At 61.0% G+C, this 17,060-nt stretch carries 15 protein-coding genes; 6 read left to right on the top strand and 9 right to left on the bottom strand.

What is annotated here, in order from left to right; translation table 11 throughout:
• Window positions 1-29: 29 nt before the first annotated feature.
• Both A9K71_RS16970 and A9K71_RS31580 read right to left on the bottom strand, forming a co-directional pair.
• Window positions 30-1,742, bottom strand: coding sequence for an HAD family hydrolase (locus A9K71_RS16970; protein WP_066997949.1), 1,713 nt, complete (start codon window positions 1,740-1,742; stop codon window positions 30-32).
• Between the two features lie 536 nt (window positions 1,743-2,278).
• Complete coding sequence (locus A9K71_RS31580) at window positions 2,279-2,416, bottom strand: hypothetical protein (protein ID WP_156752697.1); 138 nt, start codon at window positions 2,414-2,416, stop codon at window positions 2,279-2,281.
• 248 nt (window positions 2,417-2,664) lie between these two features.
• On the opposite strand from A9K71_RS31580, the gene A9K71_RS16960 reads away from it, so the two are divergent.
• The 4 genes from A9K71_RS16960 to A9K71_RS16945 all read left to right on the top strand — a co-directional run bounded on the left by A9K71_RS16960 (window position 2,665) and on the right by A9K71_RS16945 (window position 8,935).
• Window positions 2,665-4,047 (top strand): calcium-binding protein, encoded by a 1,383-nt coding sequence (locus tag A9K71_RS16960; protein WP_066997944.1) that lies wholly within the window; start codon window positions 2,665-2,667, stop codon window positions 4,045-4,047.
• Between the two features lie 591 nt (window positions 4,048-4,638).
• The gene (locus A9K71_RS16955; protein ID WP_066997941.1) at window positions 4,639-6,372 is read left to right on the top strand and encodes a type I secretion system permease/ATPase; all 1,734 of its coding nucleotides are present in this window, start codon (window positions 4,639-4,641) and stop codon (window positions 6,370-6,372) included.
• On the top strand, window positions 6,365-7,696 hold the full coding sequence (locus tag A9K71_RS16950; RefSeq protein ID WP_066997938.1) for an HlyD family type I secretion periplasmic adaptor subunit: 1,332 nt from the start codon (window positions 6,365-6,367) through the stop codon (window positions 7,694-7,696). The genes A9K71_RS16955 and A9K71_RS16950 overlap by 8 nt, the downstream gene beginning before the upstream one ends.
• Window positions 7,697-8,032: 336 nt before the next feature.
• Window positions 8,033-8,935 carry an aspartate/glutamate racemase family protein gene (locus tag A9K71_RS16945; protein ID WP_245299654.1) on the top strand — a complete coding sequence of 301 codons (903 nt, stop codon included), beginning with the start codon at window positions 8,033-8,035 and terminating at the stop codon, window positions 8,933-8,935.
• A gap of 43 nt (window positions 8,936-8,978) precedes the next feature.
• On the opposite strand, the gene A9K71_RS16940 is transcribed toward A9K71_RS16945, so the two are convergent.
• The 7 genes from A9K71_RS16940 to A9K71_RS16910 all read right to left on the bottom strand — a co-directional run bounded on the left by A9K71_RS16940 (window position 8,979) and on the right by A9K71_RS16910 (window position 15,170).
• Window positions 8,979-9,968 carry a membrane dipeptidase gene (locus tag A9K71_RS16940; protein WP_066997935.1) on the bottom strand — a complete coding sequence of 330 codons (990 nt, stop codon included), beginning with the start codon at window positions 9,966-9,968 and terminating at the stop codon, window positions 8,979-8,981.
• 312 nt (window positions 9,969-10,280) lie between these two features.
• Window positions 10,281-11,495 (bottom strand): ABC transporter substrate-binding protein, encoded by a 1,215-nt coding sequence (locus tag A9K71_RS16935; RefSeq protein ID WP_245299653.1) that lies wholly within the window; start codon window positions 11,493-11,495, stop codon window positions 10,281-10,283.
• 8 nt (window positions 11,496-11,503) lie between these two features.
• Entirely contained in the window at window positions 11,504-12,505 is a 1,002-nt protein-coding gene (locus A9K71_RS16930) for a branched-chain amino acid ABC transporter permease (protein WP_066997928.1), read from the bottom strand.
• Entirely contained in the window at window positions 12,502-13,383 is an 882-nt protein-coding gene (locus A9K71_RS16925) for a branched-chain amino acid ABC transporter permease (protein WP_066997925.1), read from the bottom strand. The genes A9K71_RS16930 and A9K71_RS16925 overlap by 4 nt, the downstream gene beginning before the upstream one ends.
• The gene (locus tag A9K71_RS16920; protein WP_066997922.1) at window positions 13,380-13,667 is read right to left on the bottom strand and encodes a hypothetical protein; all 288 of its coding nucleotides are present in this window, start codon (window positions 13,665-13,667) and stop codon (window positions 13,380-13,382) included. The genes A9K71_RS16925 and A9K71_RS16920 overlap by 4 nt, the downstream gene beginning before the upstream one ends.
• A gap of 1 nt (window position 13,668) precedes the next feature.
• Complete coding sequence (locus A9K71_RS16915; RefSeq protein ID WP_066997920.1) at window positions 13,669-14,379, bottom strand: ABC transporter ATP-binding protein; 711 nt, start codon at window positions 14,377-14,379, stop codon at window positions 13,669-13,671.
• A complete protein-coding gene (locus A9K71_RS16910) occupies window positions 14,376-15,170 on the bottom strand; it encodes an ABC transporter ATP-binding protein (RefSeq protein ID WP_066997917.1) in 795 nt (264 codons plus the stop codon). Before A9K71_RS16910 ends, A9K71_RS16915 begins: the two co-directional genes overlap by 4 nt.
• Window positions 15,171-15,523: 353 nt before the next feature.
• Between A9K71_RS16910 and A9K71_RS16905 the strand changes: the two genes are divergently transcribed.
• Both A9K71_RS16905 and A9K71_RS16900 read left to right on the top strand, forming a co-directional pair.
• Window positions 15,524-16,351 carry a hypothetical protein gene (locus tag A9K71_RS16905; protein WP_066997914.1) on the top strand — a complete coding sequence of 276 codons (828 nt, stop codon included), beginning with the start codon at window positions 15,524-15,526 and terminating at the stop codon, window positions 16,349-16,351.
• A 34-nt stretch (window positions 16,352-16,385) separates the two neighbouring features.
• Window positions 16,386-16,970: a YceI family protein gene (locus A9K71_RS16900; RefSeq protein WP_066997911.1), complete on the top strand. Its 585-nt coding sequence runs from the start codon at window positions 16,386-16,388 to the stop codon at window positions 16,968-16,970.
• Window positions 16,971-17,060 lie beyond the last annotated feature (90 nt).

Here is a 17,060-nt window from a genome sequence, read left to right as displayed (position 1 = left end):
GGCGGGCTTGGCGCCAGGAACCGACTGAGTTACGTCTCCGGTGCCGTGGCTGGCGCCGTGTAACGCCGGCGCACGGCCTCCAGCACGCGCTTGCGGCTCTCCTCGGGCGATAGGCTCTTGTCCTTCTCGGCCTCTGACGTCTCGCGGGCGAGTTCCTTGTCCCTGATCTGTTGGCGGAACCATTTGGAATAGTCGCCGGCGCGCAGGTGGTATTCCCAGGTCTTGTCGTCGATGCCTTCCGCCATTTGGGCGAAAATGATCAGATTGTGGGCTCTGAGGTTCATCGCCTTTTCCGGCCCCGTGAAATAGAAACTGCCGGCCTCGTCGAGCTCGCCTTCGGCATATTTGCGGCTGTGCCGCTTCAGCGATTGGTCGGGTTCGATCGCCTTGACCGTGAACGGCTTCTTGCCGTCTTGCGGCCGCCATAGCAGGACCCGGTCACCCTTCGGCGAAGGAATGCTCTTGGGCGCCTCCAGCCCGGCCTCCTTGCAGAAGGTCTTGATCACGCTCTTCGCCTTCGGACCGAGCGCGATGACCGCCGTCACCAGGCGCAGGACCCCGGTCGAAATCGCTTCCGGATGCACGGTGATCAGCACCGTGCCCGGCAGCTCGAGCGACAGCACCGCGCGCGTGTCCTCGCGGCGCCTGGGCAGAAGGTGATGCGCCTCGTCGATGATCAGCCAATGCGGCCTTGCCGTGCGGTAGCGGACGCTGCCGAGGCCTGGCAGCAATTCGGCAAAGAAGTCGGGCCGCTCGTCGACCTTCAGCGCCAGCCCGTTGACCACGATATTGGTGCCAGGCTTTTCGATCAGCTCCAGCAATTGCTCCTTGCTGGGTGTAGTCGAGCCATCACCTAGCGGAACGGCGCCCTCCAGTCCGTCATAGTCGCCCTCGGGATCGAAAATGCAGAACTGCAATCCCTGTTCGGCAAGCCGCTCGGTGAGCGCTGTGGCCAATGTCGACTTGCCGATACCGGAGCTTCCGGCGATCAGAACGGTCTCAACGGGCGACAGATAAACCTTCTTGCCGTTGGCAGTTCCCAGCAGGACGCCGCGCAAGCGCTTGCGAGCTATCAGATGATCCTGCTTTATCAGCTTGCCGATCAGTTCTTCGACACCCTTGCCGCGCGCCTCCCTGGTGACGAGGTCGGCGGTTTCCTTCACGGCGGGCAGTGCGTTGGCGACGGCGACGCTGCAACCCGAAGCCCTGAGGAAGGCGTGGTCGTTCTCGGCGTCGCCGATGCCCACCACATTATGCGGCGACAATCTGAGGTCCTTGAGCGCAGCCGCCAGTCCGGTGGCCTTGTTGATGCCTGAGGGCAGGATCATCACCGCGCCCTTGTTGAAGATGATCTCCAGCTCAAGGCCGAGCTCCTTGATGACGTCGAGCACGGTGGCCTGGTGCGGCTCCCAGGTAGCAACGATCGAGCGGCCGACCGAGAGCGGCTTGACGTCGCGCTTCTTCAGTCTGTCGACGAAATCGGCGGAAGGCGAGGGCGAGATCGTTTGCTCTTCCTCGCTCGCCGGCGTGTAGATCAGCGCGCCGTTTTCGGCCACCACCTTGTCGAATAGCCCGACCTCCGGAAACACCTCCTTGAGATCGGGCAGTTCGCGGCCGGTGACCAGGATGAGCTTGCGGCCGGACTTCTTCAGCTTCTTCAGCGCCGACAGCGTGCTGGCGGTGACCAGTCCGTCATGCGCCAGCGTGCCGTCGTAGTCGGTGGCCAGTGCCATGAAATACATCGGGTGATCCTCTCCGCTGCCGGTCGCTCGGTCTGTCTGGAACAAACAACGTCTGTCGGCGGAAAAGGTTTACGCCGGCGCTTTCGCCTCCCTGGCGAGAAACCTGGCGTGGAGAAATGCAACTCATCGGAAAGAGAGAAGGTTGGCTGGGTTCTGGAAAGGCGGGGCGCTTCTGGTCCTTAGGTCTGTTTGGGGTCGGCGCGTTGCTCCTGTGCCCTCTTGCAGATCTCATCCAATTTTTTTCGGACCCGGTCGTTATCGAACAGCAGCTTGGCGCGTGAGAATCCTCTGCTACGAAGCTCCCATTCGATGGCAAGCCATCCTTCATAGTCGCCAGATAACGCAAGTTTCCCGGCTTCGCGCCACATAAGCACGTCACGCTCTCGGGACACACCCTTTCTCCGTGCTTTTGCGCGAAGCATATAGGAGGTCGGGCCGATATTGTCGAGGGACCTGCCCCACCGCTCGCCGCGACCAGAGCACGGACTTCCACTTCATATTGAGAGATCGTGATGTCGAGCTGACGCAAATATCGGTCAGTTCATTGCCGGGCGTTCGACATCCCGGCGTGCGTTCTTGCCCCATAACTCACGAACGAATTTGATCGTCTCGCCAATCGTCCGGATTTCGATGATTGTGCAACGATGGGCCTCGTGCGCACCGTCTCCGCTCATGGACTGCTCCTGCGAGGCCCGTGGGTTTCGGAGGTGGCAAGGGGTCGAAAGCCGCGTACACTGAAGAGAATCCGCGCTAAAATCGCTGCGCCACCCAATTCCCGCGAGAGATATATTGTTACATTTTGAGACACTTTTTTAACTTTTGTGATTTGCACCATACCGCTAACGTGGGCTCTTTTGGCGCGAGCCATTCGGGCTTCAGGCATGTTGGGCAAAAAGGGTGGGGGTGTGAAAGGTCGCCAAGAATGGCCGATACGAATACCATTGTCTTGAGCGGTGACTACGGCTACCGCCAATATAAAGCATCCGGTCTCCCCGCCGACACCACTATCGATGCCAGCAAAGCCTCGTGGATCGTCGCCAATCAGGGAAGCTCCACCAACCTCTATCCCTTCGCGGTCGTCAACCCCGGCGACAACCTCGTGGCGTCGGGCGGCACAATCAACGGCACGGTCTCCCAAACCGGCGCCTGGGAGGACGTTTACGTCAACTCCGCCGCAGTCCGCGTGAATTCAGCCCACAGCTTTGTCATCGACGACTGGACGATCACCAAGCCCTGGGATGGCATCCGTGTCGGCGGCACTGGCACCTTCCTTATCGAGGATACCTATGTCGGCAACTCACGAGACGACGCGGTCGAGGACGACGACGTCATCGGCGGCACCATCCGGGATTCGCTGTTCGACCACGTGTTTTCCGGAGTGAGCCTTGGCGACGGTGACGTGGATGGGTCTCACAACACGGTCACCATGGATGGCATGCTTCTGGGCATGGGAGAGTATCTTCGCAAAGGCGAGATGACGCACGGTTCGCCGTTCAAACTGGACAAGGGCACAGGCGCTGACGATATCGTTCCCAGCTTGCGCTTCATCGACTGCGTGGTGGCGATCACCGACGTTGACCACAACGGCTTGGAGCGGGTGCAGCGGGCCTGGGACAAGACGGTCGAGTCGCACGGCAATTACTATCTCAACCTCTCCGACACGCCACTGCCGGCGGATTATCCAATGCCGCCCGCCGGCTGGACGGTCCTTCAAGGCCAAGCGGCCCGCGATTACTGGGCCAACGCCAAGGCGGCCTGGCATGCAGCCCATGACGGGACGGACCCGCTACCGTCATCTCCGACCGTGCCGACCGACCCGCTACCGTCATCTCCGACCCTGCCGGCCGACCCGACCCACGGAACGACCGGGAACGATACATTTGTCGGCACTGCCGCGGCCGATACCTTTGATGGCCTGGCTGGCAACGACACATTGCGGGGCAAGGGTGGCAACGACGTGCTGACCGGTGGCGCGGGCCACGACACCTTTGTGTTTGACACCGCCTATGGCCCCGGCAATGTCGACACACTGACCGACTTCGACGCTGTAAACGACGCGCTCTATCTCGACAACGCCGTCTTCACCCAACTCGGCGCCGGTTCCTCGTCCAGCCCGACGCAGGTGAACTCGTCGTATTTTGAGTTGCGAGAACACGCCACCCATAGCAACGATCACCTGCTCTACAACCGGGCCACGGGCGTCTTGTCCTATGATCCCGACGGCTCGAGATCGGCCCCGCAGGTGGAAATCGCCCACCTCGAGCCCGGAGCGGCACTGACCTATCACGACGTGTTCGTCGTTTGATCGTTCATGCGATCGGACCATGGCATGGCGAGGGGCGGGCGCGCCCCCCGCCGTGCCTGGTTCCGACGGTCACCGATCAGAAAGGCGGCGGACGCCGATCAAGTTGCCCATAAGCGTCGGCCGCATTGATCGCCGCAGATGCGCATGCGCCGGCCTTTGCAGTCGGCGCTGCCATCACCAATTCCAAACCGATCGGGCCGATGGCGGGGACACCATTATCGGCGGCCAGCTTGCTGCGGCGGCGCCGCTATTATTGGAAAACATGTAGCAACTAGAGTTTCACGCCGCCTCGTTCGCAGACGTCATTTTCACTGGCCAGCAAACGATTGGCTGACTAGGGCAATTTCGAGGTTTGGACGATTCAATTCTCTGCTTGAGAATCAGACGCTTAGCGCCATCCTGGATTGGTGGTTCCTGGCGTCCCAGCCGAACTGGATGCCCGGTGGATAACTTCCGGTGAAAGTGAGGCTAGGCTGTCAAAAGGTCGCAAGCGATAGCGCGGCTGCTTGGCATGATATATAAACATTGTCTAAAATGATCGCTTAACCAAAAGAGACGATTTCGGGGATGCCCAGTTACACGAATAGAAGGGTGCTGTCGAAGAGCGTGGTCGAAATGGGCCTGTTCTCCGCGGTGATGAACACCCTGGTGCTAGTTCTGCCTCTCTACATGCTGCAGGTCTATGATCGGGTTTTGCCCGCCGCCAATTTGGACACGCTCACCTACCTAACATTGCTTGCGCTTTCGACGCTCTTGCTCTTCGGCGTGCTCGAAGTCGTGCGGGGTGTATACGCAAGCCGGCTCGCGGCGCGACTGGATGTCTCTTTGGGCACATCGTCTTTTCTCGCTGCAATGAGTGGCCCTCGCGCTGGCCTCGGCGATGTTCAAGCCTTGCGCGACTTGGCCACCGTGCGAGGCTTCATCGCTTCGAGAACGATTTTCTTTCTCTTCGACCTTCCTTTCGGGCCGATCTTCGTAGGCCTGCTCTATTTCATCCATCCGCTGCTCTTCCTCGTGACGGTCGTCGGGGCGGTTCTCATGGTCGCCATCGCCATGCTGAACCAGGTCGCGAGCTCGCGACCTGGCAAGGAGGCGTCGGAGAGTCTCAACGCCTCGATGAATTCGGCGCAGGCTTTCGCCCGAAACTTCGAAACCGTTCGCGCACTTGGCATGGTGTCCAACGCGATAGAATTCTGGGGCACCCGTTTTTCCGGCTCTCTACACGCCTCGGATGGGCTCGCTCGCATCAATTCGTTTTATGGCGGTGTATCGCGCACCACTCGTTCGACACTGCAGATCGCGATATTGGGGGCCGGCGCTTATCTGGTTCTCCACAACGAGATGACCGCCGGTATGATATTTGCGTCCTCGATGATTTCGGCGCGCGCTCTGCAACCTCTTGATCAGATCATTGGGAGTTGGCGGCAGATCATCGACGCCAATCTTGCCTGGAAGAGGCTTTCAGCTCTCCGGTCCGGGCTCGACAACCAGGAAAACGTAGCATTGCCGGCTCCTGAAGGAGCGCTAAGCGTGGAGCAAATAGTCTATCATCTTCCGGGCGCGGCCGACGGCTCGCTGCCGCTGATCAAGCGCTTGACCTTTGAGGTCGCCGCCGGCGAGACAGTCGCGATCGTGGGGCCGAGCCAGGCTGGAAAATCGACTCTGGCGCGCCTCATCGTCGGTGCGATCGCGCCCCGCTCGGGGGCGATCCGGATCGACGGCGGCGATATTCGGAACTGGGACCCGGAACAACTCGGCCGCCATATTGGTTACCTGCCGCAAGATGTGGAACTCTTCCCGGGAACCATCGCGCAAAATATCGCGCGGTTCGAACCGAATGCGCCCAGCGAGAAGTTGGTTCAAGCAGCCCAGCGGGCCCAAGTGCATGAGCTCATCCTGGGTCAGAGGGATGGCTACTCGACGCTGATCGGCCCGACCGGCGTTCGCCTTTCGGGTGGCGAGCGTCAACGCATCGGGCTTGCTCGGGCCTTCTACGGCGATCCCAAGGTGCTGGTTCTCGACGAGCCCAATGCAAATCTCGATTCCAACGGCGAAGCCGCGCTCGAGCGCGCGATTAGCGGGGCGCGTTCACGAAAAACGACCGTGCTTGTCATAACCCATCGGCCCTCTCTCGCTTCCAAATGCGATCGCGTATTGATGCTACGCAATGGCCAGGTCGAGATCTACGGTTTGACCAAGGGCGTGCTCGATAGACTTGTCGAGCGACGCGCCCAAGCGGGGTGGCCCGCAGCCTCTCAGTCGCGCGAAGGAGTGGTGCCTTTCCCCTCATCTGCTCGAGGCGAGATAAAGGTCGCTAATGACTAGCCAAGCCATCGGCGCCAGGACGTATAGCTGGCAGCGCAACGTCGACACACGCACAGATCGCATCACGCTCGCGGGGTATGCAAGCGTGTCCGTTTTCTTGCTTGGCTTCGTATTCTGGGGCGCAATGGCGCCGATTGCCGGAGCAACGATCGCGCCAGGAGTGATTGCAGCAGCTGGACAGAATGTCATGATCCAGCATCTCGAAGGTGGCGTGGTCAGCAGCGTCAAGGCCCGAGAGGGTGACAGAGTCTTACGAGGGCAGGCGCTGATCGTGCTCGATCCAACGGTGGCGCAGTCGCAGCTCAACCGAGTCCTCAAACAGTGGGTCGCACAAAAGGCCGAGATCGCGCGGCTCGAGGCAGAACGGGACGGCCTGGAGAAAATCGTCCTGCCCCGCGATTTAGGCGCCTACTCAGACGCGTCCGAATTCAGTGACGTCTTTGCAGAGCAAACCAAGGAGTTCCGGGCTCGGCTAGCGCGCTATGGCGCAGATCAGGAGATCCTTAGGGAACGGGTGGCAGCCCTTCGGGAAGCTGTTGCCGGCTTGAAGGCGCAAAAGGATGCTGCGGCAAACCAGCTCGCGATCGTCAATGCCGAGACGGAACGCAAAAAGCACTTGCTCGACAAGGGACTGACAAATCGTTCTGAATACACCGATCTTCTGCGTAGCACCGCCGAGTTGGTAGGTCAGGAGGGATCGCTGGAGGCGCAAATCGCCAGCGCGGCCACCCAGATCGTGGAAGCGCGCCAGCAGATTGAAAGACTAACAACCACCCGGGTCGAGGATGCCGTCACGGAATTGAACAAGGCCCGGGTAGAGGTGGCCGACCTTGAGGAACAAATCAACGCCGCTCGATCGGTCCTGGTCCGAACGACCATTCGTGCCCCGGCGGACGGCATCATCGTCCGCTCTCTCTACAATTCCGAAGGCAGCGTCATTCGTGCTGGCGAGCCTGCGATGGAGCTTCTGCCGACGAAGGAACTTATCGTCGAGGCAAAGATCAAGCCTGAAGACATCGATTCTATCCGAGTCGGCCAAGGCGCGAACATGATGTTCACAGCCCTGAACGCGCGGACCACACCAAAAGTGCCGGGAAAGGTGTTCTACATTTCGGCGGACCGGCTGACCACTCCCAGCACTGGACAGCCCTATTACACCGTGCGGCTCAAGATGGCCGACAAGCTGCCACCGCAGGTCAAGCCCGAGCAGATCTACCCAGGCATGCCGGTCGAAACCTTCATTTCAACCGGCGAGCGAACGTTTCTGAGCTATCTGACCAAGCCACTAGTGGACTCGTTCCAGCGCGCGTTTCGGGAAAGATAGGCCCGATCCTGCCTCCTGCGGCCTTCAACATTACCCGAAGTGGAACTCTTCCGCCGGATTATGCGCAACCGTGGTTCGGCCAGTCACGGTCCTCGGTTTTCACGGCCAAAACGTCGCACGCTCGTAGCGCTCGAGGCGACGGGCTTTGTAGTGGCTGTCTCGCCACGTGATCGAAGGCAAGGACCATCACCTATTGGGCTGCGGTCGCCTTCCTCCTTCCTTGCCATGGTGAGCTGGTCTCGAAAGGATAAGCGGGATGATCCCGTCCATCGCCAGAGTCTCGATCTCGAAGTCAGTTTCAACAGCCGCGGTCCCTTGCACCCGGACGGCATCGAGATGCATCTCGATGACAGCATCTATCCCGGCGACAAGTGGGAGTACCGTCTGCGCCGTGGCGACTTCGTCGCCAAAGCGCACGGCGCGCGGCAACTTGCCTCGCGCAATGTATGGGCGCGGATCCCTGCCGAGAGCGTATGGGTCTTCGCGGCGGCAGCCGCGAAATATTCATTGGTACCAACGCCGCTTGCTCTCGGGGCGGCCTCGTTTAACATTCGGTCTCGCACAATGACGTCACAGCCTCGCATTGCCCTGATCCATGCCACGCCCATCTCGATGGAGTCGATCAGATCGGCGTTCGAAACGCGATGGCCTGGCGTCGAAACCGTCAATATCCTCGAGGACAGCCTGGCAGTGGACCGCGCCAAAACCGCTGACCTGACGAGCGACATGATCCGGCGCATCGAGGCCTTGGCCAGCTATGCCCGTTCGATTGGAAGCGATGCCGTGCTGTTCACCTGCTCGGCGTTCGGGCAAGCGATCGAACAGGCCGCGGCGAAGCTGGACGTTCCGGTCCTGAAACCGAACGAGGCCATGTTTGAGATGGCGATCCGCCGTGGCGGCCGCACCGCAATGCTCTACACTTTCCCGCCGTCGAGGGAAGGAATGGAGCAGGAGTTCCGGGACGAAGCCGCCCGTATGGGCCAAGCTGCCACCATCACGAGCTATTTCGTGCCGGGCGCGATCGAGGCGGTGCGTGCAGGAGACGTGGAAACCCACAACCGGCTGATCGCGGCTGAAGCCGCCAAGCTGAAGGATTTCGATGCGATCGTCTTGGCACAGTTCTCCATGGCGCGCGCGCGGGATGCGGTCAAAGCGGCGACGAACATCCCCGTATCGACCAGTCCGGATGCGGCCGTCGCGAAGCTGCGCGTCCTTCTTGGCGCGGACCAACCCGCCTGACCAAAAGAAGGTCCCACGGAGCGCTCAACAGCTGCTCCGGTGGCTATTTCCAGATTTCCCGGGCAAGGCGCATGAAGTTGCCGCCTATGACGTCGCGGACCGCTCCTTCCGGCTGACCGCGACGAAGCAGAACCTCGGTCAGCTCTTTCATTTGGGCTGGTGCCGAATAGGTCGTTTCTCCCGCATATTCGCTCTTCGGCCAGAAATGCGGATTGCTGGCGATGATGTCGTCGATGCCTTCGATCTCGACCGGGAAAGCATGGTCGAGGCCGATGCCAACATGGCGTGGGCCAGCGAGATCGATCAGATATTCGACATGGTCGGCCAGCCGTTCGGAATCGGTGCGCGCCTCGCCAAGGAAACGGCTGAGCCCGACGACGCCGACGATGCCGCCGGTGCGGGCGCAGGCCTTGATCTGCTCGTCCGTGATGTTGCGACCGTGGGCGCAGAGCGCTTTCGGATTGGAGTGCGAGAAGATGACTGGCCGGTCCGTGTACTCCATCACGTCCATGGTGGTGCGGTAGCCGGTGTGGCTCACATCCACGAACATGCCGAGGCGGTTCATCTCGTCGATCACCTGCCGACCGAACGCGGTCAGACCCGGGTCTTCGTCATGGCATCCGCCGCCGGCAAGGTTGTTGCGGTTATAGGCGAAAAGCATCTGGCGCACGCCAAGGCCTTGATAGAACTCGACCATCTCAATCCGGCCGTCCAGGGCATTCATGCCTTCGATGTCAAAGGTGACCGCCAGCTTGCCTTGCGCCTTAGCAGCGAGGATTTCGTCGGCCGACGAGACGAGCACGTAGTCGGCGGGACGCGCCAGGATCCAGTGGCGGAAGCAGCTGAGATTGGTTACCGTCATTTCCCAGGACAGCAGATCGAACCCGACATCGATGGACAGATAGTCGACACCGGCGTCTCGCCAGATCCGCAGGTTGTTCAAGTCCGCGGCAGGATCCGGCATGAAGCCGGAATGGGCGTCCCAGACGACTTCGCTATCGAGAATGGACCGGGCTCTGGTTTGAAGGTTCATTGCCGTTCGTACCGGAATTTGCACCAGCCCCAATCTCTACCATACTGGCTAGAATGGGGAAGTTGCGTCCGGTACGCAGAGCATTTGCAAACTGCCTGAAGCTGGATCTGCCGTCACGCGCAACGGAATCCGGATTCGCCTTCGCCAGCATCTTCTGCCGAATGACTTCCGGCAAAAACGGATCGCAGATAGGACTGCCGACGATATTGTCGGCTCACGAATCGCTCAAACAAATCGAACTTCGCTCTGGCGAGAAAGGCGCCCGCAAAACGCGGACGCTCGCAGCCGGCAGCAACCTGTGTCGATCGTCCGTTACTCTTCCGTCTTGCCCTCGAAATCCAGAAGCTTGCCAACAGGCACGTACTTCTGCCCGTCGAACTGATAGAGCTGCAGTGCCTCAATCGGGAAAATATCGGAGCCGGCTTTGGTGTTCAGCTTGATCCCGTCCAGCAACAGTGGATCGTCCCACTTCTGCATGTTGAAGACGGTGTCGAGGAGCTCAGCCCGGGTCGGCTTCTTCATGTGCTCGAGCGCCTTCACAAGAGCATCGCCGGTCGCGTAGCCGACCTGTCCGATGGTGTTGGCGAAGACGAAGTTGACCTTGGCCGCGGCGATATCGTCCAGATACTGGTCGATACCCGCGTCACCGGTTTTTTCCGGGCTAACGATCGGTTTCAGGAAATTCGAGGTGATGATGCCCTTGGCGTTCTCGAGCCCCACCGCCTGCAGGATCGGGTAGGCCGAGGAAAGGTTGGTGACGAGCGTCAGCGGCTTCCAGCCGCTCTCGGCCTGGAAGCGGATTGCTTCGCCGCCTTGTTGCGGCGCGGCGATGATCACCAGCGTATCGGCGCCGGAAGCCTTGAGCGCTGTCAGTTGCGTTTCGACGGTCGGATCCTGCGAAGTCACCGGTTGCCGATCGACGACCTTGACGCCTGAGCCGTCGATGGCCTTGTCGAAGGCCTTCATGAAGGTTTCGCCGGTCTCGGTGTTGAGATAGAGGAGCGCGACCTTTGCCTCGGGCTTGTTGTCCTTCAGATAAGTGGCGAACGACGCCGCCTCGGTCGAGAAGGCCGGGACGAACCCTATTTCCTCGTGCGGCGCGTTCAGCTTGTGAACGCCGGAATACATGAAGACATTAGGCACTTTGCGTTGCTCGATATAGCGTCCGATGGCGACATTGTTCGGCGTGGCAGCCGTGGCGACAAGGGCGAAGACTTTGTCCTGCTCCACCATCTCGCGCACATTCGCAAGCGTTCGCTGCGGATCGAGCATGTCGTCCTTGATCACGAGCTCGATCTTGCGGGTCTTGCCGTCGGACATCTTGACGCCGCCGTGGGAATTGGCGGCCTCGACCCGGGCGCGGATGCCTTCTGCGACCGCGCCGACGACGGCGACGGGACCGGTGAGCGGACCGGTGATGCCGATCTTCACGGTGCTGTCGGTGATGCCCGGTGTCTCGTCAGCTTTCGCCGGAGCGACACCGACGGCCAGCGCAAGTATTGCCGCCGTCGCAAGCATTCTTGGCATGCATGGTCTCATAACTTCCTCCCTGATTGGCTCATTGATCCGGCTTTGCCGTTGGCGTTCGACCGCGCCTTCAAGGCAGCGGCGAGTCTCTCCAGCAGACCGGTAACCCCTCCGCGCGCCAGAAGCATGATGCCGATCAGCGCCAGCGCGTAGATGACGTTGCCGAGTGCGAGATTGATGTTGGACGTCCATGTCGGGACGAAGGTGATGAACAGCCCGCCGATGAAGGCGCCGACAATGCTTGTCGAGCCGCCGACGATGCTCCCGATCACGATGGTGATGGAAAGTGGGGCGAGAAAGGACTGCGGGCTGATGAAGCCGTTGAGGATCGCGAAGACGCCGCCGCCAAGGCCAGCGAGCGCAGAGCTGATGGCGAACGCCCACAGCTTGGTCTTGGTCAGGTTGACGCCGAGAGCCTCCGCGATCTGCGGACTGTCCCGTTGCGCCTGGAGCGCGCGGCCGACGTCGCCGAGGAGAACGAGATAGACGATGAATGCCGCGACGCAGGCGCACCCCAGCGACACCAGATAGAGCCAGAGCTCGGGGTAATCGGCCAGGAACGCAGGCGGCTCCAGGGAATCGATCGGCAAGCCGGAGACTCCGCCCGTCCAACTGCCGAGCTTCAACAGAAGCTGCGGAAAGGCCGCCGCGACACCAAACGTGATGATCGCAAGTTGCAGCCCCTGCAGACGCAGGGCCGGCAGGCCGACGACGAGACCGGCCAGCGCGGTAAAAACAGCTGCCGCAGGCAGGGTCGCCAACGGGTGGACGCCGTAGGTCGCGTTCAAGATGGCGGTGACGTAGGCGCCGATGCCGAACAGCGTCCCCTGGGCGAGGCAGATCTGCCCGGCAAACCCCATAAGCAGGTTGAGGCCAAGAATGGCGACCGCATAGGAGATGGCGATGCTCACCTGCTGCAACTGGAAGCCTGACAAAGTGGCCGGCAGCAATGCGGCGACCAGCACAAACCCAACGCTTGCCGCGACCGTGCGCCGAATATCGTTGCTCATAGCTTGGTGACCTTCTGTGAGCCGAACAGACCGACCGGCTTGACCAGCAGGACGAAAAGGGTGAGCCCGATCGGGACCGCGATGCGCATGTCCGCGCCGAGAAAGCCGAGGTAGTTGGCGCCAAGGCTCTCGCTGACGCCCACCAGAAGGCCTCCGGCTATGGCGCCGAGCGGACTGTCCCAGCCGCCAACTGTTGCCGCGGCAAGACCGTAGAATAGGATCGGGGTCATCATGGTCGGGCTTAAAAACAGCCGTGGCGCGACCAGCACCGCCGCGATCATTCCGATCGCCGCGGCGAAGCCCCAGCCGAGCATCAGCATGCGCTCGACGTTGATGCCCACCAGAACGCTGCGAACGCGGTCGAAGGCCGCGGCACGCATGGAGAGCCCAAGCCTTGTGAAGGCGAAGAGGGAGGCGATGGCCGCGGCCAGGACAATGAGGATCAGCAAGGTACCGGCCGACGAACCCAGCACCCGTACCTCACCGAGGCTGAAGCTGCCTTCGGGAAACAGGCTGGGGAACGGCTTCTGCTCGGCGCCCCAGAGCCACGTCACCATCGCCTGGAAGAGCACAAACATGCCGAGCGTGACGACCACTGTCGCCTCGACCGGAGCTGCCAGGAGCGGGCGGACGAAGACCCGAAACGCCAAGATACCCAGCACAAAAGAACCGGTCAGGCCGATTGCAATGGAAAGCCATAATGGCAGGCCCCACAGGCATAGCTGCCAGGTGCAGTATGCCGAGAAAGTCGCCATTTCGCCTTGACCGAAATTGACGACATTGGTGGCGCGAAAGATCAACACCAGCGCAAGGGCAAGAGCCGCATAGATCGCGCCGGTGGCAAGACCGCTGAGGACGATTTGCACGAAAAGGGTCAAGCCCAGCCTCCCAACTGCAACGCCGAGGCCGTCGACCTGCGCGCCTTCGGTCCGAGAGCCTTGGCCGAGGGAACCCCGGCGTTTGATGACGGGAAAATGGCGGTTACCACGATCAGGAATGGCAGTCCGGCGGTATCGTGAATGTCGATGAAGGAGGCCGCATCGAGGCGGTCGGCCGACGCCCGCCTTGTAAGACGCGAGACCAGCACGAGGGCAATCACCAGCACGGCGTAGACAGCGCCTGGGGCAATGCCGCAAACAATGATCTGGTGAAACGTCGCCACGTTAGTCCCCAAGGTAAGATTTCTGGATATGCTCATCTGCAAGTATCGCGCCGGCTGAGCCGCCGGCCACGATATGCCCGGCCTCGATGACATAGGCGCGGTCGGCGAACTTGAGCGACAGGTCCGCGTTCTGCTCCACGACCAAGAGCGTCAACCCATCGATGTCGCGGAGTTCCTTGAAGATCGCGAATATTTCGCGCGTGATGACGGGCGCGAGACCCAATGACGGCTCATCGCATAGCAGCAGTTTTGGCCGCGACATGAGCGCTCGCGCAACCGCGAGCATCTGCTGCTCGCCTCCGCTCAGATTGCCGGCCAGTTGGGAGCGTCGTTCGCGCAATCGCGGAAAGCGATCGTACCACCGCTCCTTGTCCTGTCGGACCTGGCGGGCATCGGAGACGATTGTGGCGCCCAGCGTCAAATTCTCGTCGACCGTGAATTCCGTGAAAGTGCCTCTGCCCTGGGGAATCTGCGCTAAGCCGCGTTGCAGACGCCGTTCCGGCGCCATCTTTTGCAAGTCGCTTCCCATATAGGCGATTTCGCCGGCCGAGCGGATTGTGCCCGAAAGCGCGCGCAGCAAAGTGGTTTTTCCCGCGCCATTGGCGCCGAGCAGGACAACGAATTCGTTCTGCGCGATTGCGAGCGAGCAGTCAAAAAGCGCCCGTACCTTGCCGTAGGAGGCCGAGAGATTGCGGACGTCAAGCAGTCTCACGTGCTCCTCCCGAGGTAGGCGCCGATGACGGCTTCATTGGTCCTTATTTCTTCGGGGCGTCCTGACGCCAGATTTCGACCGAGGTGGAACACATGGATCCGGTCGCACAGGCTCATCACCAGACCCATGTGATGCTCGATCAGGAGGATCGAGAGCCTGCGGCTATGCCGGATCGTATTGACGAGGGTGCCGAATTCGGTGACCTCGCCATGGGTCAGTCCGCCGGCCGGCTCATCCAGCAACAGGAGCTTGGGCTCGGCCGCCAGGGCGCGTGCGATCTCCATCCGCTTTTGCAAGGGATAGGGCAGGGAGTCGGCGCGCACGCTCGATAATGCGGCCATTCCCAATTCATCCAGAATTGATTCAGCCTTGCGGCGGACCGTCTTCTCCTCGGCCCACGCACCGAAGGGATTGAGAAGGGCACGCGCGACTTTTCCACCCATCTTGTGGTGTGCGCCGAGCATGACGTTCTCCAGGACGCTCAGCGAGCCGTATACGCCGACGTTTTGGAATGTCCGAGCGATCCCTAGACCGATGATGTCGCGCACCGCCGAATTGGAGATTATCCGACCCGACAGCTCTACGGTGCCGCGTTGAAGGCGTGCAAGGCAGGTGATGGCATTCAGGAAGGTGGTCTTGCCCGCGCCATTCGGGCCGATCAAGCCGCAAATCTCGCCATCGCCGACGTCGAGCGAGACATTGTCGAGCGCCTGCACGCCTCCGAAGCTGACCGATACGCCATCCGCCGCGAGCACAGGCAAATAGGCGCTGATATGTTCCTGCACAGCCACGCACTCCTCCCAGGCGTGTCAGCGGAACCGGCGCTTCCGCGTCTGTCCCACTTTAGATACCATATAGTATTTGAAGTCTTAGTCGTATGTCAACCGACTTCGCCGGTGCACCTGCACTAAGGCGAGGCGGGTTCCGGCCAGCTGTCCAGTTGGATTGACAAGGTTAGTGAGATACGCTTTGGTATTTGAAATCTGACCGGTATCCGGAAGGGCCGGTCATGGAGAACTCAGACCGGGGAGGACGGTGTGACTTCATCCTGCCGCAAGGTGCCGCGAGCGTGTGCCCGCTATCCTGTAGCCAACAACGGTAATGCGACGTGATTGGCGTTGCCCGATCGCCGCAGGAGGCCGTTATGCTGGCGGTCGCCATTTGCGGCCTTTTGTCGTTCGCCTTGAGCGGCCTGATGCGATGGGGGCGCGTCGATCGCCGTTGGTACGATCTCTTGATCCCGCTCGGCTTCTTCCTGTCCTACTGGTTGACCTACAATCGCCTTCCCTCCTTCCCTCCGGTCGGCGCCGTCAACAAGGTGTTCTACCTGGCGGCGGTTGGATCGATCCTGGGCGTGGCGACGGAATGGACAGGCAGCCGCAGGCTCGGACAGTTGCTGTTGGCGGCAATGCCGGTCGCCTCAGCAGCTTACATCGGCGATACGATTGCCCTGGCGCAGCCTCTCGACCTGGTTGTCGCCGCTCTGGCCGGAGCGGCAGCGCTATATGCGCTTCATCGGGAAGCTGACTATCCCGATGAGGGATCGGATCTGCGCCCTGCGATCATGCTCGCGGTTGCCAGCGCAGGCTTTGCTCCCATTGCCTTCATGGGGGCTTCATCATCCAGCCTGCAACTGTCTCTTGGCGTCGCCTTTGGCATCGCCGGCATCGTGGTTGGGCACCTGTCCCGGCCGAATTACCGCTTCGGATGGGCATCCTTGCTCGGCGGAGCGGCGGGCATGATGGCTGTGGCGCAGACCGTCGCGCTGATCACTCGTAAGATCGACCTTCTCGCCCTTGCGGTGCTCCTGCTGCTTTTCCTGGTCCCTTCGGCCTGCCGCGTGATCCTCGATCGTCTCGATCAGAAAACCCCTGCACTCGCCACGTTCGTCTTCGCAGGGTTTTGCCTGGTGCCGGCCGTCGCGGCAGTCGCAGTGATGCTGGCACGGAAGGGGTTCAGCCTTCCGCTGTGAATTCGCTTTTCGTGCATCAACAAAGGAGGATGGAATGAACTACAGACTGAAACTAGCTTTGCTAGCTGCACTCGCAACGGCGCCAATCGGGCCGGCAACCGCACAGCCGATCACGTTCGACATCGATCCGGTTCATTCCGGCATCGTATTCTTCATCAATCATCTCGGCTTCTCCAACGTCATCGGCGTCGCAAAAGAGTTCTCCGGGGAATTCACCTTCGACAAGGACGCGCCTGAGGCCAGCAAGCTGCAGGCCAAGGTCAAGGTGTCCAGCATCTCCACCAACAATGCCCAGCGCGACAGCGACATCCAGGGCGCCGACTGGTTCAATGCCACCGAGTTTCCGGAGATCACCTTCGTCGGCACCAAATTCACCAAGTCCAGCGACAAGCAGGGCACCATCACGGGCGATCTCACCATCGCCGGTGTGACCAAGCCGGTGACGCTCGACGTGACCTTCAACGGCCAGGGCAAGAACCCGTGGGACGGCAGTCTTGAGGCCGGCTTCAGCGCGACTGCCAAGTTGAAGCGCAGCGACTTCGGCATGACGGCCAATCTTCCCCTGATCGGGGACGAGGTCACGCTGCGCATCGAAACGGAGGGGCGCGGCCGCAGCTGACGGCGGCTTCGCGTTGTCCTGAGCGCGCCGGACGTCCTCGCGGATGTCCGGCGGTGCTGACTGATAGGCTGCGCGTGGCAATCGTGCCGC

Origin of the sequence: Mesorhizobium sp. WSM3873, from assembly GCF_001672445.1 — a bacterium.
GTDB lineage: Bacteria > Pseudomonadota > Alphaproteobacteria > Rhizobiales > Rhizobiaceae > Mesorhizobium.
The sequence above is the reverse complement of the archived record's forward strand: the minus strand, read 5'-3'. Positions and strand labels throughout refer to the sequence as shown.